The organism is Microvirga calopogonii, assembly GCF_003347665.1.
Classification (GTDB): Bacteria; Pseudomonadota; Alphaproteobacteria; order Rhizobiales; family Beijerinckiaceae; genus Microvirga; species Microvirga calopogonii.
In genome coordinates this window covers 38,604-60,604 of the sequence record NZ_QDGA01000020.1, presented here as the reverse complement: position 1 = coordinate 60,604, position 22,001 = coordinate 38,604, and the positions used below count along the sequence as shown (strand labels likewise).

The following is a 22,001-nucleotide window of genomic DNA, read 5'->3' as shown; positions in this document are numbered from 1 at the left end:
GATCCATAACCACGACATCCGAACGAATGGGGAGCACGGCGGCATCCGATTCAATTGTTCTGAACCGTCAGCGTTTATGGGTTCCGGGCTCGCCTGCGGCGCCCCGGAATGACACGCGCGTTTCACTAATCCGCGAACACCACCGTCTTGCGGCCGTTGAGGAGAATGCGATCCTCCAGGTGGTAGCGCACGGCCCGCGCCAGTACCCGGCGTTCGATGTCGCGGCCCTTGCGCACGAGATCTTCGGCCGAGTCGCGGTGCGTGATCGGCTCCACGTCCTGCGCGATGATCGGACCTTCGTCGAGATCGGATGTCACGTAATGTGCCGTTGCGCCGATCAGCTTCACGCCGCGCGCATGGGCCTGATGATAGGGCTTCGCGCCCTTGAAGCTCGGAAGAAACGAATGGTGGATGTTGATGCAGCGGCCCGCGAGCTTCGCCGCGAGACCGTCGGACAACACCTGCATGTAGCGCGCGAGCACCACGAGGTCGGCCTTGGAGTCGCGGATGATCTCCCAGACCTGCGCCTCCTGTTCGAGCTTGGTGTCCTTCGTGACGGGAAGGCAGTGGAACGGCACGTCGCCCAGATCCACATGGCTGTAGGTCTCGGCCGGATGGTTGGCGATGACGCCGACGGGCTCGAAATCGAGTTCGCCGATGCGCCAGCGATAGAGCAGGTCCGCGAGGCAATGGTCGAACTTCGAGACCAGCAGCATGACACGCTGCTTCCGGCCCTGATCGCTCATCGCCCATGTCATGCCGAAACGTTCGGCAAGTGGCACGAAGCCGCTTTTGAGCGCTTCGATGTCGCTCTCTCCCGTCACAGGATTGAACACGACACGCATGAAGAAGCGATCCGTCTGCGTGTCGTCGTATTGCTGCGCATCGAGGATGTTGAGGCCCGCATCCGACAGGTGACCTGCCACGGCCGCCACGATGCCGGGACGGTTCGCACAGGCGAGCGTCAGGACGAAGCGTTGCGACGGAATCGGTGCCATGATGCGTTCCTCATTCCTTCGTTTTTGGTTGCATCTTCTCTTCCGGCGAACCGGTATCCACTTCGCCGGAAGATGCGATTAGAAGCGCACCGCGCGGGCGCGCTTGACCTGCGGGATTTCCTCGATCTTGCGCAGGAGTTCATCCGACACGGGCTCGTCCACCGACACGAAGCAGATGGCATCGCCGCCGGGCTTGTCGCGGCCGAGCGCGAAAGTCGCGACGTTCACGCCGGATTCGCCGAGCAGCGTGCCGAAACGGCCGATGAAGCCGGGCTTGTCGTCGTTGCGCACGTAGATCATGTTCGGCGCGAACTCGGCATCGACCATGATGTCGCGGATTTCCGTGACGCGCGGCTTCCCGTCCTGGAACACGGTGCCGCCCGCGTGGCGCGCCATGTCCTCCGCGTCGACGATGATGCGGATGAAGCTCTCGTAATCGCGGGCCGCGCTCTCGCGCTTGACCTCTTCGACCGTGATGCCGCGCTCGCGCGCGACGATCGGCGCCGACACCATGTTGATGTCCTGCAGGAAGGGACGCAGCACGCCGGTCACCGCGGCCGACGTGAGCGCACGCGTGTTCATCTCCGCGACGTCGCCCTCGTATTCGATGCGGATGCCCTTGATCGGCGCTTCCGTGAGCTGGCCCAGGAAGGAGCCGAGCTTGTCGGCGAGCGCGACGAACGGCTTCAGGCGCGGCGCCTCCTCGGCGGTGATCGACGGGAAGTTCACGGCGTTCTGGATCGCGCCCTGCAGCAGGTAATCCGACATCTGCTCGGCCACCTGCAGCGCCACGTTCTCCTGCGCTTCCGTCGTCGCGGCGCCCAGATGCGGCGTGCAGACCACGTTGGGATGGCCGAAGAGCGGGTTCGACGTTGCAGGCTCCTCGACGAACACGTCGAAGGCCGCCCCCGCCACATGGCCGGAATCGAGCGCGGCACGCAGCGCGGCCTCGTCGACGAGGCCGCCGCGGGCGCAGTTGACGATGCGCACGCCCTTCTTGGTCTTGGCGATGTTCTCGGCCGAGAGCACGTTCTTGGTCTTCTCGGTCATCGGCACGTGCAGGGTGATGATGTCGGCGCGGCGCAGGAGGTCGTCCAGCTCCACCTTCTCGACACCGAGCTCGACCGCGCGCTCCGGCGACAGGAACGGATCGTAGGCGATCACCTTCATGCGCAGGCCGATGGCGCGATCGGCCACGATGGAGCCGATATTGCCGCAGCCGATCACGCCGAGCACCTTGGCGGTGAGCTCGACGCCCATGAAGCGGTTCTTCTCCCACTTGCCGGCCTGCGTGGAGGCATCGGCCTGCGGGATCTGGCGCGCGAGCGCGAACATCATCGCGATGGCGTGCTCGGCCGTGGTGATGGAATTGCCGAAGGGCGTGTTCATGACGATGATGCCCTTCGCCGTGGCGGCGGGAATCTCGACATTGTCGACGCCGATGCCGGCGCGGCCGATCACCTTCAGGTTCTTCGCCTGTTCGAGGATCTTCGCCGTCACCTTGGTGGCGGACCGGATGGCGAGGCCATCGTAGTCGCCGATGATGGCGGCGAGCTTGTCCTTGTCCTTGCCGAGATCGGGCTGGAAGTCGACCTCGATGCCGCGATCCTTGAAGATCTGCACGGCGGCGGGGGAGAGAGCGTCGGAGATGAGAACGCGGGGAGCGGGCATGGTGCACCTCGGATGTGCCGCCCCTTCTACCCTCCCCTTGAGGGGGAGGGTCGGCTCGAAGAGCCGGGGTGGGGTGAACGGCGCTGTCGGTTTGATTGGCTGGGCGTTTTAAAGGCGACGATGACGGGCGGCGCTGCCATCCCACCTCGCCGCCCTTATGGGCGTCGACCCTCCCCCTCAAGGGGAGGATTAAGGCGCATCAAGCCGCTTTCGCGAGCTTCGCCTTTTCCTGCGCGAAGGCCCAGTCGAGCCAGGGCGTCAGGGCTTCGAGGTCGGATTGCTCGACCGTCGCGCCGCACCAGATGCGAAGGCCGGGAGGGGCATCGCGGTAAGCGCCGATGTCGAGGGCGACGCCCTCCTTGTCGAGCGCGGATGTAATGCCCTTGGCGACCTGCGCCACGGCCTCGGGACCTTTGGCGACCACATCCGGATCGGCGATGACGAGGCACACGCTGGTGTTGGAGGCCGTCGCCGGAACCTTCGCGAGATTGGCGATCCACGGCGTCTTCGCCACCCAGTCATGGATGACCTTGGCGTTGGCATCGGCCTTGGCGACGAGCGCGTTCAGCCCGCCGATGGACTTCGCCCATTCGAGCGCGTCGATGTAATCCTCGACCGCGAGCATCGACGGCGTGTTGATGGTCTCGCCCTCGAAGATGCCTTCGATGAGCTTGCCGCCCTTGGTCATGCGGAAGATCTTCGGCAGCGGCCAGGCGGGCTTGTAGGTCTCGAGCCGCTCCACCGCGCGGGGCGAGAGGATGAGCATGCCGTGGGCCGCCTCGCCGCCCAGCACCTTCTGCCAGGAGAAGGTGACCACGTCGAGCTTCGAAAAATCGAGCTTCTGCGCGAAGGCCGCCGAGGTGGCGTCGCAGATGGTCAGTCCTTCGCGGTCGGCCGCGATCCAGTCGGCGTTCGGCACGCGCACACCGGAGGTGGTGCCGTTCCAGGTGAAGACCACGTCGCGTTTCTTCGTATCGACCTGGGCAAGATCCGGAAGCTCGCCGTAAGGCGCGTTGATGACGCGGGCATCGGACAGCTTGAGCTGCTTCACCACGTCCGTGACCCAGCCCTCGCCGAAGCTTTCCCAGGCCAGCATGTCGACCGGGCGGCCCCCCAGCATCGACCACAGCACCATCTCGACGGCGCCGGTATCGGAGGCGGGCACGATGCCGATGCGGTAATCGGCCGGCACCTCCAGCACCTCGCGGGTGAGGTCGATGGCGAGCTTCAGGCGCGCCTTGCCGAGCTTCGCGCGGTGCGAGCGGCCGAGGCTTTCGGTCTTCAGGTTTTGCAGAGACCATCCGGGGCGCTTCGCGCAGGGGCCGGACGAAAAGAAAGGCGCGCGCGGGCGCGCGGCGGGCAGGTTCGTCATGTGATCCATCCTTACAGATGGGCGCCTCTCGGTGGGGAGAGGTGTCCCGCCAACCGGTATGAATGAGGCGAAAGCCACGGTCAAGGCGCCTTTTGGCGGGGCAAGTCTTCAGATTACGAAATCGTAATACAAAACATCGTGTTTGCTGCGTTATGTTCGCAGCACTTGGCATGTATTATGCTAGGACCACTTCCGACAATTACGACCAAGAAGCCAATAAGGTCGAACGACTGAGTTAGGAGCGAGCATGCGTGTGTCCGGTCAACTCGCTGTCATTGCCGTGCTGGGGGCAGCAGGCTTTGGCGGCTGGTACGCCTACCAGGGCGGCCATTTGGCCAATCTGCCCGTGATCGGCGCGTATGTGGGCCAACCCGCTGGCCAGCAGGCCGTCCAGGGCGGGCGTGGACGGGGTGGCCCGACCGGCCCCGCCACGGTCGACGTCGATACGGTCAAGACCGGGCGCATCGTCGAGATCCGGGAATCGGTCGGCACGGTGCGTGCCTATGAATCGATCACCGTGACCGCCAAGGTGGCAGGCATCGTGGGCGAGATCGGCTTCAACGAGGGCCAGAAGGTCAAGGCCGGGGACATGCTGGTCCAGTTCGACGCCGCCGAGCGCCGGGCCGAGATCGAGCAGGCCAATGCCGAGGCGAGCCGCGCCGAAGCGCTCCGGAACGAAGTCGCCATCAAGCTGGAGCGCGCCCAGGCTTTGAGCCGCACCGGCGCCGGCACCGGCGCCCAGGTCGAGGACCTCACGGCCCAGATGAAATCCCTGGAGGGGTCGATCGCCTCCGCTCGCGCCCAGCGCAAGGCCGCGGAAGCCCGGCTCGAGGATCTGATGATCCGCGCGCCCTTTGCCGGCCGCGTCGGCACCCGCTCCGTCTCGCTCGGCGCCTATGTGGCCCCGGGCACCCGCATCACCTCCCTCGACGACCTGTCCAAGATCCGCCTCGACTTCGCGGTGCCGGAAAACCTCCTGGGCCGTCTCAAGCCCGGCCAGACGGTCAACGCCACCTCGGCGGCCTATAAGGGCCGCACCTTCAAGGGCAGCGTTTCCACCATCGACCCGCGCGTGGACCAGACGACCCGCACGGCGCGCCTGACGGCCGAGTTCGATAATGCCGACGAGGCCCTGAAACCCGGCATGTTCCTGTCGGTGGCCCTCGAGGTTTCGACCAAGGACGACGCCGTCGTGGTGCCGGAGGAGGCCATCGTCAGCGAAGGCCTGCGGCACATCATCTATCCGGTGAAGGACAGCAAGGTGGAGCGCCGCGTCATCACCATCGGCCAGCGCCAGGGCGGCAAGGTCGAGGTGGTCGAGGGGCTCAAGGCCGGCGAGTCCATCGTCGTCCTGGGCGTCCAGCGCGTGCGCCCCGGGGCCGAGGTCGTCGCCCGCCCCGTGGGCTCGGGCGCGCCGGCCGCTCCCGCTCCGGCGGCCAACCGGGAGCAGCCCTCCCGCTCCTCATTGAACGTACCGCAAGCCATCGGCGCCGCCCAGGCCGCCGAGCGGAAGTGAACCAGTTCGTGTCATCCCCGGCGGTCCGCAAGACCGGGAAGGGGATCCATGGTGCCAAGCGTAATCATGGATCCCCTTCCCTCGCTTTGCTCGCCGGGGATGACAGCAAGTGCTTTATCAAAGACTTGATCCTAACCTGAATCGACCAGAGCCATGCAGGTTTCAGACCTCTTCATCCGCCGTCCCGTCTTCGCCGTCGTGGTCAGTCTGCTGCTGATCGTGGGCGGCCTAGCAGCGCTCATGAACCTGCCGGTTCGCGAGTACCCGCAGGTCGACCGCCCGGTCGTTTCGGTCTCCACGGTCTATCGCGGCGCCTCGAACGAGGTGATCGAGAGCCGGGTGACGGAGATCATCGAGGGCGCGGTCGCGGGCATCGAAGGTATCCGCCAGATCACGTCGCAGAGCCAGAACGACCGCTCGTCGGTCTCCATCGAGTTCGAGGTCTCCCGCGATCCGGAAGCCGCCACCTCCGACGTGCGCGACGCCATCTCCCGCATCACCGGACGGCTCCCGGACGGGGCCGACACGCCGGTGGTCCGCAAGGTCGATGCCAATGCCTCGGCCATCCTGTGGGTGGGCGTCACGTCCACCAGCCTGGATGCGCTCGAACTCAGCGACTTCCTCAAGCGCGTCTACGTCGATCGCCTGTCCACCGTGCCGGGCGTCGCCAACGTGAACCTCAGCGGCGAGCGGCGCTACGCCATGCGGATCTGGGTCGACCGGCCGGCGCTCGCCGCCCGCGGCCTCACGGTTCAGGATCTCGAAACCGCCATCAAGCGCCAGAACGTGGAGCTGCCGGGCGGCCGGATCGAGTCCAGCCAGCGCGAATTCACCGTCAAGACCGATTCCCGCCTCGCGACCCCCGAGCAGTTCCAGCAGGTGATCGTCACCAACAAGAACGGCTACCTGGTCCGGCTCGGCGAGGTCGCCCAGGTCGAGGTGGGGCCGGAGGACACGCGCTTCGAATTCTACCAATCCGGCGAGACCGCCATCGGCCTCGGAGTCGTGCGCCAATCGATCGCCAACACGCTGTCCGTGGTCGACGGCGTGCGCAAGGAGCTGGAGGAGCTCAAGGGCTCCCTGCCGCCCGGCACGACGGCGGAAGTCGCCTATGACGAAAGCCAGTTCATCCGCGCCTCCATCGAGGGCGTGCTGCACACCCTCGTGGAAGGCGTGGCGCTCGTGATCCTGGTGATCCTGCTCTTCCTGCGCGACTGGCGCTCCACCATCGTGGCCATGGTGGCGATCCCCGTGTCGATCATCGCGGCCTTCATGGTCATGGCCTTCTTCGGCGCCTCCATCAACGTGCTGACCCTGCTCGCCATCGTGCTGGCCATCGGCATCGTGGTGGACGACGCCATCGTGGAGATCGAGAACGTGCACCGGCGCATCGAGGAGGGCCAGCCGCCGCTGCTCGCCTCCTTCGACGGCGCCCGCGAGATCGGCTTCGCGGTGATCGCCACCACGGCGACCCTCATGGCCGTGTTCGTGCCGCTCGCCTTCATGACCGGCAACACCGGCAAGCTCTTCCGCGAATTCGGCATCACGCTCGCCGCCTCGATCTTCTTCTCGGGCGTCGTGGCGCGCACGCTGACCCCGATGCTGTGCTCCAAGCTCATGGTGCCCGCCCATGGCCGGATCCAGCGCATGACCGAGCCGCTCTTCGAGAAGATGAACGGCGGCTATCGCTGGCTGCTTTCCCGCGCCCTGAGGGCTCCGGTGATCATTCTCTTCGTCGGCTTCCTGGTGTCGCTGTCGGCCTATGGCCTGTTCCAGTCCCTGCCGAAGGAGTTCGCCCCGACGGAGGACCGCGGCGCCATCATCGTCCGCCTCCAGGCCCCGGAAGGCGCGAGCCTCGACTATACCCGCGACCGGGTGAAGGAGGTCGAGAAGGCCCTCATGCCCCTGCAGGAGCAGGGCCTCGTCGCCTCGATGCTGAGCCAGGTCGCTCCGGGCTTCGCCCGCCCCTCCCCGGTCAACGAAGGCATCGTGATCGTGCGCCTCGTGCCATGGGAGGAGCGCACCCAGACCCAGCAGGACATCGTGCGCCAGATGACGCCGAAGGTGTCGAACTTCCCCGGCGCGCGCGTCTCGGTCGTCAATCCGCCCGCCTTCGGCGGCGCGGGCGGCTTCGGCCAGCCAATCCAGTTCGTGCTCGGCGGGCCCGATTACGAAACGATCCGCGGCTGGCGCGACATCGTCATGCAGAAGGCCCAGGAGACCGGCAAGTTCGTCAACATGGACTCCAACTACCGCGAGTCGCAGCCGGATATCCGCGTGCAGATCGACCGCCAGCGCGCCGCCGATCTCGGCGTCTCCGTGGAGGATATCGGCAACACGCTCCAGCTGATGTTCGGTGAGACCGAGATCTCCACCTTCGTCAGCCGCGGCGACGAATATCCGGTGATCATGCGGGCCCGCGCCCAGGACCGGGCGACGCCCAACGACCTCACCAACACCTTCGTGCGCGCTGCCAACGGCGAGCTCGTTCCGCTCTCCTCCTTCGTCACCCTGACGGAATCGGCCGCCCCGCAGGCCCTGAACCGGTTCGACCGCCTGCGGTCGATCACGATCCAGTCGTCGCTGGCGCCGGGCGTCTCCATCGGCGAAGGCCTGGACATTCTCCAGCAGATCGTGCGCGACAACCTGCCGGCGGAGGTGCGCATCGGCTACACGGGCCAGTCCAAGGACTTCCTGGATTCGACCGGCGCGATCTACCTGACCTTCGCCATGGCGCTCCTGGTGGTGTTCCTGGTGCTGGCCGCGCAGTTCGAGAGCTGGATCAACCCGTTCATCATCATGCTCACCGTGCCGCTCGCGGTGACCGGCGGATTGCTGGCCCTGTTCATCACGGGCCAGACGCTCAACATCTACAGCCAGATCGGCATGATCCTGCTCATCGGCCTCATGACCAAGAACGGCATCCTGATCGTCGAGTTCTCGAACCAGCTGCGCGAGCGCGGGTATTCGGTGCGGGATGCGGTGGTCGAGGCCTCGGTCCTGCGCCTGCGACCGATCCTGATGACCTCGATCGCCATGATCGGCGGCGCCATCCCGCTCGCCCTGTCGACCGGCGCCGGCGCCGAGGCGCGCAACGCCATCGGCTCGGTGATCGTCGGCGGCGTCACGGTCTCGACCATGCTGACGATGCTCGTGGTCCCGTCGATCTACCTGCTCATCGGCGGCTTCACCAAGCCCGCCACCTATGTGAGCGAGCTGCTCGACAAGCTCCGCGCCGAGACGGGCCAGGTCGCCCACGGCGAGGACCTGCCGTCGCGCACGAAGCAGGTGCCGCCCGCGCAGGCGGCGGAGTGATGGGGGCTTAGACTGTATCTTCCCAAGCCCTCATCCTGAGGGCCGCCGGAGGCGGCGTCTCGAAGGACGAGGGCGCCTCCGGAGAGCACTGGATCCGGAGAGCACTGGATCCTCCTTCGAGACGCAGCTGCGCTGCTCCTCAGGATGAGGTTGGGAGTTAAAGCAGCCTCTTTGAAGCGCTCAAAGCAAAAGCCCCGGCGAGCATCTCGCCGGGGCTTTTGCTTTGAGACAGAAACGGTAGCGCGTTTTACGCCGCAGCCTTGGACGCCGCCTGGGTGACGGCTTCCACCACGTCGTCCACCACGCGGTTGACGAGGTCCGCGTTGTCGCCCTCACCCATGACGCGAATGACGGGTTCCGTGCCGGACGGGCGGATCACGAGGCGGCCGGCATTGCCGAGGGTCTCGCGCCCGGACTCGATCGCCTTGATGACCGAGGCCTCCTGCAGGGGCTTGCCGGACTTGTAGCGTACGTTCTTGAGCACCTGCGGCAGCGGCTCGAAGCAATGGCAGACTTCGGAGACGGGCTTGCCGAGGCTCTTGACCACCGCCAGGAGCTGGAGGGCCGCCACGAGGCCGTCGCCGGTGGTGGTGTAGTCGGACATGATGATGTGGCCCGACTGCTCGCCGCCGAGATTGTAGCCGTTGGCCCGCATATGCTCGAGCACGTAACGGTCGCCGACGGCGGTGCGCACGAGGCCGAGGCCCATGCCGTTCAGGAAGCGCTCCAGGCCGAGATTGGACATGATCGTCGCGACGATGCCGGCCTGCGAGAGGCGGCCGTCCTCCTTCCAGGAGCGGGCGACGACGCCCATGAGCTGGTCGCCATCGACCTTGTGGCCCTTCTCGTCGACGATCAGAACCCGGTCGGCGTCGCCGTCGAGGGCGATGCCGACATCGGCGCGCAGCTCGCGCACCTTGTGGATCAGGGCATCCGGCGCGGTGGAACCGACATCGTGGTTGATGTTGAAGCCGTTGGGCTCGACGCCGATGGACACGACCTCGGCGCCCAGCTCCCACAGGGCCTCCGGGGCGACCTTGTAGCCGGCGCCGTTGGCGCAATCGATCACGACGCGCATGCCTTCCAGGTCGATCTGGCGCGGCAGGGTGCGCTTGGCGAACTCGATATAGCGGGCCTGGACGCTCTCGATGCGCTTGGCGCGGCCGAGGGTGGCGGAATCGGCCAGGCGCCGCGTGAGGTCGGAATCGATCAGAGCCTCGATCTGAAGCTCCATTTCGTCGCTCAGCTTGAACCCGTCGGGGCCGAACAGCTTGATGCCGTTGTCCTCGTAGGGGTTGTGGGAGGCGGAAATCATGACTCCCAGGTCGCAGCGCATGGAACGCGTCAACATGGCGACGGCCGGGGTCGGGATCGGGCCGAGCAGGAGCACGTCCATGCCGACCGAGGTGAACCCGGCCTGGAGAGCCGATTCGATCATGTAGCCGGACAGCCGCGTGTCCTTGCCGATCACGACCCGGTGACGGTACTCGCCGCGCTGCTGGAACATGAGACCCGCCGCCTGTCCGACCTTGAGGGCCAGATCCGGCGTGATGATCCCGTTGGCGCGGCCCCGAATTCCGTCCGTCCCGAAGTATTTACGCACGTGCCTTGTCTCCGCATTCCGTAGCGCCAATCCACGCTTTGGCTTTTTCAAAGCAACCTCCCCGAATTCGGTCAAGGCTCTCGGGCCAATGCGTGCCATCACAAGTGATAAGCGATTGTTACAGCCTCAAGCCCGCCCCTTAGGGAGTATTAGATCTTTGAGGTAAACAAAAAAGAACGCCCGCCGGATGGCGGGCGCCCTGAATTTTACAGACCGGTTGCGCCTTTAGGCCTGCGGCTGGGGCTCCATGCCCCCGTCGCTCTCCCGTGGCCGGCCGCGGCCGGCGGTGGGCACGGCGGAGCCGCGGCTGGGGGGGACGGCCTCGCCGGTATCGCGCACCGGGGGCTGGCCATCGAGGAGATTGCGGATCTCGTCGCCGGTCAGAGTCTCGTATTCGAGCAGGCCGCGAGCCAGGGCCTCAAGCTCGTGCGCCTTCTCGGTCAGGATGCGGCGGGCGTCGTTCAACCCGTCCTCGACCAGGCGGCGGACCTCCGAGTCGATCTTCTGGGCGGTGGCCTCCGACACGTTCTGCTGACGGCCCATCTGCATGCCGAGGAACACCTCGTCCTGATTCTCGCCATAGGCGACGGTGCCGAGTTCGGGCGAGAAGCCCCACTTGGTCACCATCATGCGGGCGAGACGGGTCGCCTGCTCGATGTCCGACTGGGCGCCCGAGGTGACCTTCTCCTTGCCGAAGATCATCTCCTCGGCGATGCGGCCGCCCATCATGATGGCGAGACGCGAGGTCATCTGCTCGTAGGACATGGACAGCTTGTCGCGCTCGGGCAGCTGCATGACCATGCCCAGTGCGCGGCCACGCGGGATGATGGTGGCCTTGTGCACCGGGTCGGTCGCCGGGACGTTGAGCGCCACGACGGCATGGCCGGCCTCGTGATAGGCGGTCAGGCGCTTCTCGTCGTCGGTCATGACGAGGGTGCGGCGCTCGGCGCCCATCATCACCTTGTCCTTGGCGTCCTCGAACTCGCGCATGGTGACGATGCGCTTGCCGCGGCGGGCGGCCAGCAGCGCCGCCTCGTTGACGAGGTTCATCAGGTCCGCGCCCGAGAAGCCCGGGGTACCGCGGGCGATGACCTTCAGGTCCACGTCGGGCGCCAGCGGCACCTTGCGCACGTGGACGCGCAGGATCTTCTCGCGGCCGACCACGTCCGGGTTCGGGACGACGATCTGGCGGTCGAAGCGGCCCGGGCGCAGGAGCGCCGGGTCGAGCACGTCGGGACGGTTGGTGGCCGCGATGATGATCACGCCCTCGTTGGCCTCGAAGCCGTCCATCTCCACCAGGAGCTGGTTGAGGGTCTGCTCGCGCTCGTCGTTGCCGCCGCCGAGGCCGGCACCGCGATGGCGGCCGACCGCGTCGATCTCGTCGATGAAGATGATGCAGGGGGCGTTCTTCTTCGCCTGCTCGAACATGTCGCGCACGCGGGAGGCGCCGACGCCGACGAACATCTCGACGAAGTCGGAGCCCGAGATGGTGAAGAACGGCACGTTGGCCTCGCCGGCGACCGCGCGGGCGGTCAGGGTCTTACCGGTGCCGGGAGGGCCGACGAGCAGCACGCCGCGCGGGATGCGGCCGCCGAGGCGCTGGAACTTCTGCGGGTCGCGCAGGAACTCCACGACCTCCTGCAGGTCTTCCTTGGCCTCGTCGATGCCGGCGACGTCGTCGAAGGTGACGCGGCCATGGGCCTCCGTCAGCAGCTTCGCCTTGGACTTGCCGAAGCCCATGGCCCGGCCGGCGCCGCTCTGCATCTGGCGCGACAGGAACACCCAGGCGCCGATGAAGAGCGCGATGGGCAGGATGTTCATGAGGACCGCGATGAACCAGGGGGTCGAATCCGACTGCGGACGGGCGGTGATCTGCACGCCCTTCTGCTGCAGCTTCGTCACGAGCATCGGGTCGCTCGGCGCATAGGTCGTGAAGGTGCGGCCGTCCGTATAGGTGCCGCTGATCTCCGGACCGGAGATGACGACGCTGGTGATGCGTCCGGCATCGGCCTCGCTGAGGAGCTGGCTGTAGGCGATATCGCTGCCGCCGCCCCGTTGGCCCGGGCTCTGGAAAAGGGTCACGAGCGCCAGCACCAGGAGGAAGATGACGACCCACAAGGCGAAGTTGCGGAAATTTGAATTCATCGGATCAGGTTCTGCCCCAGAGGGAGATGAAGCGCGAGGAGGTCTCCCCGTGCGGTTAAACTCAATGTAGGCACACCGTCTCGCCTTGCCAAGGGAATGCGGCGCCTATACGGCGCGATCCGATAACGTTGGCTAAGAGTTTTGGCTAACGGCCCCGCCGCCTCGGCGGTTCCGGCCTGATCGACACCCTACCCGAAGGATCCAGCCGCACGAGCGCTCCAGCGACTGTGAGGCTCAAGGCCTGCCCTGCTCCAATGGCCCTCCTCAGACGCTCCGCGCAGGATTCGAGCCTGTTCAAACGGCTGTTGTCGAGCGCGAGCCCGGCCCTTGACAGGGCCTGCTCCAAGACCCGCAGGGCAATTTCGAAAGGCTCGCTTGCAAGGATGCCGCCCTCGAACGAGAGATGACCGCCCGCATCGGAGAACCCTGCCCGCTCCAGGGCCTCCCGCGCCTTGAGGTCGAGGGCTTCGTCGGCGCGGGCGGCTCGCTCGGCGAAACGCGCCAGGCGGTCAGCGTCGAGCCCCTCCGCCGCCAGCAGCGGCATGAGCCCGCGCCAGCGGACACGGGCATAGAGCGCATTGGCATTGGACGGATCCTCGACGAAGCGCCAGCCTTGGCCCCGGCAGAGATCGAGCAGGCGCGCCTTCGGCCAGTCGAGCAAGGGCCTCGCATGGATGATGCCGTGACGCTCCGTCTCCCGGCGCATGCCGGAGAGCCCTGACAGGCCCGAGCCCCGGGCCAGGCGCATCATCACCGTCTCGGCCTGATCGTCGAGGGTATGGGCCGTGACGAGATGCGATGCCCCGGCCGCATGCGCGTGGTCGGCGAGGAGCCGATAGCGAGCATCGCGCGCGGCCGCCTGGATTCCGGTCCGGGGCTTGTCTCCCGTCCAGGCGAGAATCCGGTGAGGCAGGCCCAGGGCGCCGGCCTCCCGCGCGACGAAAGCGGCCTCCTCGGCAGCCTCGGGCCGCAGGCCATGGTCGATTGTGGCGACGAGAACGGGAGGCCGTGAACCCGCTTCATGCCAGCGGGCGAGCAGGTGCATCAGGGCGGTCGAATCGGGCCCGCCGGACACGGCCGCCACGATGCCCGAGGCCTGGTTCAAGGAAGCGAAAAGGTGCTCCAGCCCTTCAACCGAGAGCGCATCGTCGGGAGGTGGAGGCGAGGCCATCGTTCGGCTCTGGTCGAAAATCGTCAGCGGCTCAGCTGCACTTGATGCGCTTCTGCTCGCGGTCGGACGCCTGACGGACGGGAGCGGAGGCCTGAGGATACTTGCGGTCGAGCTCCGCCAGGACGGCGCAGGCACGATCCTTGGCGCCGAGCCCGTTCAGGGAGATGCCGAGCCGCAGGAGGGCATCGGGCGCCTTGGCGGCATCGGGATGTTCGGCGGAGACGTTCAGGAACTGCTCGGCGGCCTCGCGATAGCGGCCGCGCTGGAGATAGGTCTCGCCCAGCCAGAAGGTCGCCTCAGGCACCAGCTTGTCGCGGGGATTGGACTGAAGGAAGCGGCGAAAGCCCATCTCGGCCTGGTCGTATTGCTTCTGCGAGAAGGAGGCATAGGCCGCGTCGAAGTCGGAGCGCGGGTTGCCCACGCTCGTCGCCGCGACGCTCGGGCCGGGGCGCTCCGCAAGAGCTCCCTGCGGCAGGGCGGTCATGCTGTCATGCCCGCCGCCATCCATCGGAGCGCCGTCGAGGCCGCCCTGTTCGTCCTGCTCGATCAGCTCCGCGAGCTGCCCGCCGGGCAGCGGCACGGGACGATTCGCGTCTGCCGTCAGCGGAGCGGACGGCGCCGTGGTGCCGAGTGGACGCGGAGCGCCGGGCGCATCCGGCGTCTCGGACGGATCGAACACGTCGCTGCGTCGCTGCGGCTGGGCCGGAGCCGGAGCCGGAGCCGGCTGGGCGGGGCGCGAGGGCGTTGCCGTTGGCGGCGTGGAAGGACGCGAACCGCCGCTCCGCTCCTGGAACCGGAACTCCACGTCCTCCTGGAACTTGCGGAGCTGCTCCTTGAGCTGGCGGTTTTCGTACTGGAGCTGCTCCATCTGGCCGGAGAGCTGGCGGAACTGGCTCTCGAGCCGGTTCAGGCGCACGATCGCATCAGCGGCATCCTGCGCGGCGGCAGGAAAAACCGAAGTGGCGGCCAGAGTGAGAGCAAAGGCGGAAAAGACAAACAGGCGTCGAAACATGCTGGGATACCGTGAGGGTCCTCGAACGAGGAGGCCGATAACACAAAAGCGCCGCCACGGCGAGAATGTGGCGGCGCTTTGCGGGTTCACGAGGGCTTGAATGAGCATCGGACCCAAAAGTGGAATCCACTTTTGGGATCGAATCCGATGCTCTTCCTCTTGGCTGGCGCATCGTTCGGGCGGAAAACCGGATCCACTTTTCCGCACGATGCGCTAGGTGGGGCCTTATGCCCCGGCCCCGCCGCCGAGCACGGTGACCGCGCGGCGGTTCTGCGACCAGCAGGAGATGTCGTTGCAGACCGCCACCGGACGTTCCTTGCCGTAGGACACGGTGCGGAAGCGGTTGCCCGGGATGCCGCGGGAGATCAGGTAGTCGCGGACGACCTGGGCGCGGCGGGCCGAAAGCGAGTAGTTGTACTCGCGGGTGCCGCGCTCGTCCGCATGACCTTCGAGGATGAAGGTGTATTGCGGGTAGCGCTGCAGCCACTGGGCCTGCTTGTCGAGGGTCGCGACGGCCGTGGGGGTGAGGTCGGTCGAATCGGTCTCGAAGAACACGCGGTCACCCACGTTCACGACGAAATCCTGGGCGCTCCCCGGAGTGGCGGCACCGCCGGCGCCGAAGCCTCCGGCTCCGTCGGCCATACCATCTTTGTTGGACGAACACGCCGCCGCCCCGAGGGCGAGGACGATAGCAGCGGCGAACTTGACGGCGCGCAGCGTCATCATTGGCAATACTCCTTACACATACGTTTGCCGAACGTTGTGTCTTTCATATCGGGAGGATGGTTAAGGGAGGGTTCCGTCAACCGCGAAGGGACTCGGGGGATTAAGGTGAATTATGGCCAAGTTGTGGAAGTTGGGGTTAGGGTTAACCGACCGTGAACGGTTTCGGGTCGCGTGGTTTATTCCTACCCTTTGGTCAGGTCCGCAGGATCAAGGTGAAGGCGGATGAAGCTGGGCTGCTGCCGATTGCCGGTTTCGAGCGTTGAGAGGTCATGAACATCGTGACGACCCAGCCCGGAAGCCATGCGCATCCCTACCGCAAAGCCCTTGACGACCTGCGCCTCGAGCGTGCGTTCTCGCGCATCGCCGACAGCGACCTGCGCCAGGGCAACGCCATCGCCCTACTCCGGGACTCGCGGGAAAACTATCCCGCCTGGCTGCAGGCGATCCGATCGGCGAAGGATGTCATCCATTTCGAGAACTTCATCATCGCCGACGACGACACGGGCCGCGAGTTCGCGGAAGCCCTGATGGAGCGCGCGCGCGCCGGCGTGCGGGTGCGCGTGCTCTACGACTGGCTCGGCTCCTCCTTCCGCGCCTTGCCCCATTACTGGCGGCGCCTGCGGGAGGCGGGCGTCGAGGCCCGCGTTTTCAATCCGCCCCGCCTGACCGATCCGTTCTGGATCCGCCGCAACCATCGCAAGCTGATCACCGTCGACGGGCGCATCGCCTTCGTGTCGGGCCTGTGCATCTCCGACAACTGGGTGGGCAAGAACGGCGCGGAGCCGTGGCGCGACACGGGACTCTCTCTCGAAGGCCCGGTGGTTGCCGACCTCGATGCGACCTTTGCCGAGAGCTGGGTTCTCGCCGGCATGAAGCCGATCCCGAAATCCGAGCTGCCGCACGCCGACCTGATCCCGCAGGCCGGTTCGGTGGCCGCTCGTGTGATCAGCGGCGAGCCCGGCATGTTCCGGACCTACCGGGTCGACCAGTTCATCGCCGCGACGGCCCAGCGCAACCTGTGGCTCACGGACGCCTATTTCGTCGCCACCACCTCCTATGTGCAGGCTTTGGGCGAAGCGGCGCGCGACGGGGTGGACGTGCGCCTCCTCGTTCCCGGATCGAGCGACGTCCCCGCCCTGCAGCCGGTGGTGCGCGCCGGCTACCGCTCGCTGATCGAGGCCGGGATCAGGGTCTTCGAATGGAACGGCTCGATGCTCCATGCCAAGACCGCCGTGGTCGACGGCCGCTGGGCGCGGGTCGGTTCCACCAATCTCAACATCGCCAGCTGGGCGACCAACTGGGAACTCGACGTGGTGGTCGAGGATGCCGATTTCGCCGAGGCCATGGAGGCGATGTACCTGGAGGATCTGGCCAACGCGACCGAGATCGTTCCCGGCTGGCAGTCGAGGCGCCGTCAGGCCAAGAACATGCGTTCGCGCCGCGGCCATCGCTTCAAGAAAGGCGGCGTCCGCAGGCTGGCGGCCGGCGCTCTCGCCCTGTCGAGCACGGTCGGCAAGGCGGTCGGTTCGCGCTCGCTCACGGCCACCGAGGCCAGCAGCGTCGCCATCATCGGCGGCGCGCTGCTGGCGCTCGCCGTCCTGGTGACGGTCTTCCCCGTCCTGATCGTGTCGCCGATCGTCATCGGCCTCATCTGGCTCGGGGCCGCGCTCCTGATCCGCGCCTTCCGCCTCAAGCGCCGCGTGCGCCTCAGGCGCCGCAAGCTTGCCCTGCGGCGCAGGCTGACCAAGATCAGACAGAGCGAGACTTCGCCAGGAGAGTAGAAGAGCCGAAAGAAGAACAAGGAAACCAACGGTCAAGCTTGACGTTGCTCTTGAAGGCTGAATGTCCCTTTTCGAGGAGGACTTCCTATGGCTACAGGCACCACCGGCCCTTTCGATACCCTTGACCGCACCCACGCCATGAGCCGGCTTCTGGCGCAGAACTGGTGGGCGCTCGCGCTCCGGGGCGTCTTCGCGATCATCTTCGCACTCATCGCCTTCTTCATGCCCGGAGCCACGCTCCTGTCCCTGGTCTGGGTGTTCGCCGCCTATATGCTGGTCGACGGCGTGTTCGGGATCGTTGCCGCCGTCAGGGCCGCTTCCAACAACCAGCGCTGGGGTCTTCTGATCCTCGAAGGCATCCTGAACATCCTGGTCGGCGTCATCGCCTTCATGATGCCGGGGCTGACGGTGGTGTTCTTCGTCACCCTGATGGCCGTGTGGTCGCTGATCACCGGCGTCCTGATGATCGTCGCGGCCTTCAAGCTGAACCCGGCCTATGGCCGAGGCTGGCTGATCTTCAGCGGCATCGTGTCGGTTCTCTTCGGCGTCGCGCTGCTGGTCGCGCCCCTCGTCGGCGCCGTGGTGCTGACCTGGTGGCTGGGAGCCTACGCGCTCGTGTTCGGCATCTCCCTTCTGATGCTCGCCTTCAAGCTCAAGGGCTACAAGGACGAACCCAGCGGCGCGACGTCGATGCGGGCCTGAGCATGAAAAAGGGCCCTCTCGGGGCCCTTTTTCTCGTCTGATCAGTTGCTCTGCCGGCTTTCGCTCAGCAGCGGCGACCAGGTCGGGTCGGATGCGAAGGACGGGGTCGGCACCGGCTGCTCCACGCGGCCGGTGATGTCGACCATGTAGAGCTTGCCGCCGGCCTGTCCGCCCGGATCGCGGAAGAACAGGATGTACTGGCCGTTCGGCGCCCAGGTCGGGCTCTCGTTGTGGAAGCCTTCCGTCAGGATGCGCTCGCCCGAGCCGTCCGGCTTCATGATGCCGATGGCGAAGCCGCCCGCGCGCTGCTTCGTGAAGGCGATGTAGTCACCGCGCGGCGACCAAGCCGGCTGCGAATAGGAACCGTCGCCGAAGGAGATGCGGCGCTGGTTCGAGCCGTCCGCGTTCATGGCGTAGATCTGCTGCTTGCCGCCGCGGTCGCTCTCGAACACGATCTGGCTGCCGTCCGGCGAGAAGGACGGCGAGGTGTCGATGGCGGCGGTCGAGGTCAGGCGCGTGGTGGCGCGCGAGCCCAGGTCCATCATGAAGATGTTGGCATTGCCGCCCTGCTGCAGGCTCAGGACGATGCGCTGTCCGTCCGGCGCGAAGCGGGGCGAGGAGGCCATGTCGGGGAAGTTGCCGAGTACCTGGCGGGTGCCGGTCTCCAGGTTGATCACCTGGACGCGCGGCTGCTGGCCCTCGACCTGGGCCGAATAGGTGATGTCCTGCGTGGCCGGCGAATAGCGCGGCGTCACCACGGACGTGTCGCCCTGAGTCAGGTAGCGCACGTTCGCGCCGTCCTGGTCCATGATCGCGAGCCGCTTGCGGCGGTTCTCCTTCGGGCCCGATTCATCGACGAACACGATGCGCGTGTCGAAGAAGCCGCCGAAGCCCGTCACCTTGGTGTAGACCGCGTCCGAAATGATGTGGCCGACGCGGCGCCAGAAATTGGCGTCGGTCACGTATTGCTGGCCGGCGAGTTGCTGGCCCGATTCGATGTCCCACAGGCGGAATTCCGCGCGAAGACGGCCCGAGGGATCGCGCGACACGCGGCCGGTCACGAGAGCCTGCGCGCCCGCCATCTTCCAGGCGTCGAAACGCGGGGCGGCGTCGAAGGACGGACGCTCCGGGAAACGCGACTTGTCGAGCGGCGCGAAATAGCCCGAGCGCTGCAGGTTGCTCGTGATGATGCCGGAGACCCGCTGACCGAGATCGCCCTCGCCGGAGAAATCGGCAACGGCGATGGGCATGGGCTGGAACTGCCCGCCCGGCCCGACGCGGAACGAGAGCTGCGCCTGTGCGGACGGCGCGAGCGCCGCCATGGGCACGACGACGGCGAGCACGACAAGAAGACGAGAAACGAAGCGAGTGATCATGGGATGCTGTCTCAAGCTTGGAGGGCTTTAAGAGAGAGGAGGATCGAACTGGACGTTCAAGACTTTCCAATCCGCGTAATACGGGACGAATTTCGCCGGGATCTCGAACTGACGGCACTTGCGAATGGCCCGAACGGCCGCATCGGCGACCGCGCGGTCGGTCGCGCTGCTCCCCGCCTGGAGGATCCGGGGCTCGGTGCTGAGCGATCCGTCCTGGTTCAGGCGGATATCGAGAATGGGTGCGGTCACCTGACCGCCCGATGCGGAAATCGGCGCGCTGTAGCAGCGCTCGATCTGTGAGACCAGGATCCCGATGAGCGCATCGCGCAGGCTTGGGCTGAGCTTCGCGGACGATCCCGTCGCGGTGCCGAGCGCGGCCGTCTTCTGGACCTCCGCCCCGGTCGCGCCGGTGGACTGGTGTTTTTCCTTGCTGTCGAGGAACTGCTTCAGGTCGCCCATGTCGAGCTTCTTGGCGAGCTGGGCCTCCTTGCGCGCCTTGGCCTCGGCTTCTTCCTTGGCCTTGGCTTCCGCGAGCTTCTTCTCGGCCTCGGCTTTCGCCTTGGCTTCGGCTTCGGCCTTCGCTTTGGCTTTCGCCTCGGCGACCTTCTTGGCTTCCGCTTCAGCCTTGGCTTTCGCCTCCGCTTCCGCCTTCGCCTTGGCCTCGATCTTGGCCTGCTCGGCGGCCTTCGCCTTTTCGATGGCCTCGGCTTCCGCCTTTTCCTGCAGCTTCTTTTCTTCCTCGGCCTTGGCCTGGGCGGCCTTTTCTTCCTGCGAGCGGGTGGGCGGCGCGGGCGGCGGAGGCTGAGCGGCGACCGGCTCTTCCTTCTCGGCGACCTTCATCTCGGCCGGCCGCTTGGGCGGCGCCGGCGCATCGCGCTTGTCCTCGCCCGGATCCTTCAGCTCGGTCTTGTCGGCCACGCGCTCGGCGCGGGGCTTCGGCTGCGGAGCCTTGGCGTTCGTCTCACCCTTGGTGATCTGCGAGAGCTGGTTGTCGGTGATGATCTCGACCGGGATGCCTTCCTCGGCGGGGGGGAACTCGGAGCCGACCGACAGGCCGATCAGGGCGGCGGCCAACAGCGACGCATGCGTGACGCCCGAGACCCAAAGGCCCGGCTCGGAGGTGTTGAATTTCAGCTTCAACGCCACGTGTGTTTGCCCCTTGTCCTCAATCCCGCTCAGCGCTGATCGACCTCGGTCACGAGGGCGACGCGCTTATAGCCTGCCGTGGTCACGATCGACATCACCTGCGCGACGCGCCCGTAATCCACTCGTCTGTCCCCGCGCACGAAGATGCGCTCGTCGAAGCCCGACTTCGACACCTCCGCGAGCTTGCCGACGATGGCCTCGTCCACCAGCTCGGTCTCGCCCAGGAACACCTGGCCGGTCGACTTGATGGAGAGCGTCACGGGCGTCGCGTCGGAATTCAGCGGCGCGGCCTTGGTCTGCGGCAGGTCGAGCGGCACGCCTGCGGTCATCATGGGCGCCGCCACCATGAAGATGATGAGCAGCACCAGCATGACGTCGATGAACGGCGTCATGTTGATCTCGTTGATCGCGCCCGGAGTCCGGCCGCGCCTGCGCCGCCGTCCGCCGCCCGCCGATCCTGCCATCATGGCCATGCCCGGTCTCCCTTACGCGGCGTTGGCGGGGTGATGCCCCGCATGGCCGCCGATGCGCTCGTCGATCTGGCGCGACAGGATGGCCGAGAATTCGTCGGCGAAGCCCTCCAACCGGGTCTGGAGCTTGCCGACCTCGGACTGCAGCTTGTTGTAGGCGAGCACCGCCGGAATGGCCGCGAACAGGCCGATGGCGGTGGCGAAGAGCGCTTCCGCGATGCCGGGCGCCACGACCGCGAGGCTCGTGTTCTTGGACGCCGCGATGGACGTGAAGGAGTTCATGATGCCCACGACCGTGCCGAAGAGGCCGATATAGGGGCCGGCCGAGCCGATGGAGGCCAGCACCGTCAGGCGGGAATTGAGCCGCTCCACCTCGCGCTGGATCGTGACGTCGAGCACCTTGTCGATGCGCTGGGGCAGGCTCTGGAACGAACGGCCGGAGCCCTCGAAGGAACGCTTCCACTCGCGCATGGCGGCGACGAACACGGCAGCCAGGCCCGTGGCCGGCCGGCTCTGGAGGGAGCGGTACAGCTCCTCGAGCGACTGGCCGGACCAGAACACATCCTCGAACCGGTCCATGGCGCGCTTGGAGCGGGAGTACAGCAGGGTCTTGTCGATGATGATGGCCCAGCACCAGACCGAGGCCGTGAGCAGGCCCAGCATCACGAGCTTGACGATGAAATGAGCCTGCCAGAACAGGCCGAAGAAGGACAGTTCGTGGGCCACAGGGACGGCCTGGGCCACATCAGCCGGGTTCATAAGTCTCGTCCTCGCTCTTCGAGCAGCCCTGAAAGAACTCCAGGGCCCACCGCAGAATGGTCTAGGAAAATCTGTTCTTGTATTACTGCTCGTTCGCCCCTGAATCTGTCGAAAATAAGGGCACCGGGTATCAAGACTCGGGATCGCTCCAGACCGTTACCTGTTAGGCACAGGGTAAGGTTAAGGTCTGGTTTAACTGCGGCCGCGCAGAGGCGAATGACCTGAAATTGATATGGAA

The 22,001-nt window shown here is 66.3% G+C and carries 16 protein-coding genes; 4 read left to right on the top strand and 12 right to left on the bottom strand.

What is annotated here, in order from left to right:
• Positions 1-125 precede the first annotated feature (125 nt).
• From purU to DDF70_RS16745, 3 genes are all read right to left on the bottom strand, one after another.
• A complete protein-coding gene (purU, locus tag DDF70_RS16755; protein ID WP_114946031.1) occupies positions 126-989 on the bottom strand; it encodes a formyltetrahydrofolate deformylase in 864 nt (287 codons plus the stop codon).
• Positions 990-1,076: 87 nt separating this feature from the next.
• Positions 1,077-2,669 (bottom strand): phosphoglycerate dehydrogenase, encoded by a 1,593-nt coding sequence (serA, locus tag DDF70_RS16750; RefSeq protein ID WP_114946000.1) that lies wholly within the window; start codon positions 2,667-2,669, stop codon positions 1,077-1,079.
• Between the two features lie 199 nt (positions 2,670-2,868).
• Complete coding sequence (locus DDF70_RS16745; RefSeq protein ID WP_114945999.1) at positions 2,869-4,041, bottom strand: phosphoserine transaminase; 1,173 nt, start codon at positions 4,039-4,041, stop codon at positions 2,869-2,871.
• Between the two features lie 247 nt (positions 4,042-4,288).
• Between DDF70_RS16745 and DDF70_RS16740 the strand changes: the two genes are divergently transcribed.
• The gene (locus tag DDF70_RS16740) at positions 4,289-5,557 is read left to right on the top strand and encodes an efflux RND transporter periplasmic adaptor subunit (RefSeq protein WP_114945998.1); all 1,269 of its coding nucleotides are present in this window, start codon (positions 4,289-4,291) and stop codon (positions 5,555-5,557) included.
• Between the two features lie 153 nt (positions 5,558-5,710).
• A complete protein-coding gene (locus tag DDF70_RS16735; protein WP_114945997.1) occupies positions 5,711-8,872 on the top strand; it encodes an efflux RND transporter permease subunit in 3,162 nt (1,053 codons plus the stop codon).
• Between the two features lie 247 nt (positions 8,873-9,119).
• Here DDF70_RS16735 and glmM read toward each other — a convergent pair whose 3' ends face one another.
• The 5 genes from glmM to pal form a co-directional block, all read right to left on the bottom strand.
• Positions 9,120-10,475: a phosphoglucosamine mutase gene (gene glmM / locus DDF70_RS16730; RefSeq protein ID WP_114945996.1), complete on the bottom strand. Its 1,356-nt coding sequence runs from the start codon at positions 10,473-10,475 to the stop codon at positions 9,120-9,122.
• A 225-nt stretch (positions 10,476-10,700) separates the two neighbouring features.
• Complete coding sequence (ftsH, locus tag DDF70_RS16725; protein ID WP_114945995.1) at positions 10,701-12,620, bottom strand: ATP-dependent zinc metalloprotease FtsH; 1,920 nt, start codon at positions 12,618-12,620, stop codon at positions 10,701-10,703.
• A 145-nt stretch (positions 12,621-12,765) separates the two neighbouring features.
• Entirely contained in the window at positions 12,766-13,791 is a 1,026-nt protein-coding gene (tilS, locus tag DDF70_RS16720) for a tRNA lysidine(34) synthetase TilS (RefSeq protein ID WP_114945994.1), read from the bottom strand.
• A 31-nt stretch (positions 13,792-13,822) separates the two neighbouring features.
• Complete coding sequence (gene ybgF / locus DDF70_RS16715; RefSeq protein WP_114945993.1) at positions 13,823-14,803, bottom strand: tol-pal system protein YbgF; 981 nt, start codon at positions 14,801-14,803, stop codon at positions 13,823-13,825.
• 225 nt (positions 14,804-15,028) lie between these two features.
• On the bottom strand, positions 15,029-15,529 hold the full coding sequence (gene pal, locus DDF70_RS16710; protein ID WP_009763444.1) for a peptidoglycan-associated lipoprotein Pal: 501 nt from the start codon (positions 15,527-15,529) through the stop codon (positions 15,029-15,031).
• 269 nt (positions 15,530-15,798) lie between these two features.
• Between pal and DDF70_RS16705 the strand changes: the two genes are divergently transcribed.
• Both DDF70_RS16705 and DDF70_RS16700 read left to right on the top strand, forming a co-directional pair.
• Positions 15,799-17,310 (top strand): phospholipase D-like domain-containing protein, encoded by a 1,512-nt coding sequence (locus DDF70_RS16705; protein ID WP_114945992.1) that lies wholly within the window; start codon positions 15,799-15,801, stop codon positions 17,308-17,310.
• Positions 17,311-17,397: 87 nt separating this feature from the next.
• Positions 17,398-18,012, top strand: a complete 615-nt coding sequence (locus tag DDF70_RS16700) for an HdeD family acid-resistance protein (protein WP_114945991.1) — start codon at positions 17,398-17,400, stop codon at positions 18,010-18,012.
• A 41-nt stretch (positions 18,013-18,053) separates the two neighbouring features.
• Here DDF70_RS16700 and tolB read toward each other — a convergent pair whose 3' ends face one another.
• From tolB to tolQ, 4 genes are read right to left on the bottom strand one after another with little or no spacing between them, the layout of a single operon-like run.
• Positions 18,054-19,388, bottom strand: a complete 1,335-nt coding sequence (gene tolB, locus DDF70_RS16695) for a Tol-Pal system beta propeller repeat protein TolB (protein WP_114945990.1) — start codon at positions 19,386-19,388, stop codon at positions 18,054-18,056.
• Positions 19,389-19,415: 27 nt separating this feature from the next.
• On the bottom strand, positions 19,416-20,534 hold the full coding sequence (gene tolA, locus DDF70_RS16690) for a cell envelope integrity protein TolA (RefSeq protein ID WP_425374084.1): 1,119 nt from the start codon (positions 20,532-20,534) through the stop codon (positions 19,416-19,418).
• 29 nt (positions 20,535-20,563) lie between these two features.
• Complete coding sequence (locus DDF70_RS16685; protein ID WP_170316087.1) at positions 20,564-21,007, bottom strand: ExbD/TolR family protein; 444 nt, start codon at positions 21,005-21,007, stop codon at positions 20,564-20,566.
• Between the two features lie 12 nt (positions 21,008-21,019).
• Positions 21,020-21,763 (bottom strand): protein TolQ, encoded by a 744-nt coding sequence (gene tolQ, locus DDF70_RS16680; protein ID WP_114945988.1) that lies wholly within the window; start codon positions 21,761-21,763, stop codon positions 21,020-21,022.
• Between the last annotated feature and the right edge of the window lie 238 nt (positions 21,764-22,001).

Bases quoted from the DNA above. Each gene is read 5' to 3' on its own strand.
- tilS (WP_114945994.1), bottom strand. From the start codon at position 13,791: ATGGCCTCGCCTCCACCTCCCGACGATGCGCTCTCGGTTGAAGGGCTG.
- ybgF (WP_114945993.1), bottom strand. From the start codon at position 14,803: ATGTTTCGACGCCTGTTTGTCTTTTCCGCCTTTGCTCTCACTCTGGCC.
- ftsH (WP_114945995.1), bottom strand. From the start codon at position 12,620: ATGAATTCAAATTTCCGCAACTTCGCCTTGTGGGTCGTCATCTTCCTC.
- tolB (WP_114945990.1), bottom strand. From the start codon at position 19,388: ATGATCACTCGCTTCGTTTCTCGTCTTCTTGTCGTGCTCGCCGTCGTC.
- DDF70_RS16700 (WP_114945991.1), top strand. From the start codon at position 17,398: ATGGCTACAGGCACCACCGGCCCTTTCGATACCCTTGACCGCACCCAC.
- serA (WP_114946000.1), bottom strand. From the start codon at position 2,669: ATGCCCGCTCCCCGCGTTCTCATCTCCGACGCTCTCTCCCCCGCCGCC.
- DDF70_RS16745 (WP_114945999.1), bottom strand. From the start codon at position 4,041: ATGACGAACCTGCCCGCCGCGCGCCCGCGCGCGCCTTTCTTTTCGTCC.
- DDF70_RS16740 (WP_114945998.1), top strand. From the start codon at position 4,289: ATGCGTGTGTCCGGTCAACTCGCTGTCATTGCCGTGCTGGGGGCAGCA.
- DDF70_RS16705 (WP_114945992.1), top strand. From the start codon at position 15,799: ATGAACATCGTGACGACCCAGCCCGGAAGCCATGCGCATCCCTACCGC.
- pal (WP_009763444.1), bottom strand. From the start codon at position 15,529: ATGATGACGCTGCGCGCCGTCAAGTTCGCCGCTGCTATCGTCCTCGCC.
- DDF70_RS16735 (WP_114945997.1), top strand. From the start codon at position 5,711: ATGCAGGTTTCAGACCTCTTCATCCGCCGTCCCGTCTTCGCCGTCGTG.
- tolQ (WP_114945988.1), bottom strand. From the start codon at position 21,763: ATGAACCCGGCTGATGTGGCCCAGGCCGTCCCTGTGGCCCACGAACTG.
- DDF70_RS16685 (WP_170316087.1), bottom strand. From the start codon at position 21,007: ATGGCCATGATGGCAGGATCGGCGGGCGGCGGACGGCGGCGCAGGCGC.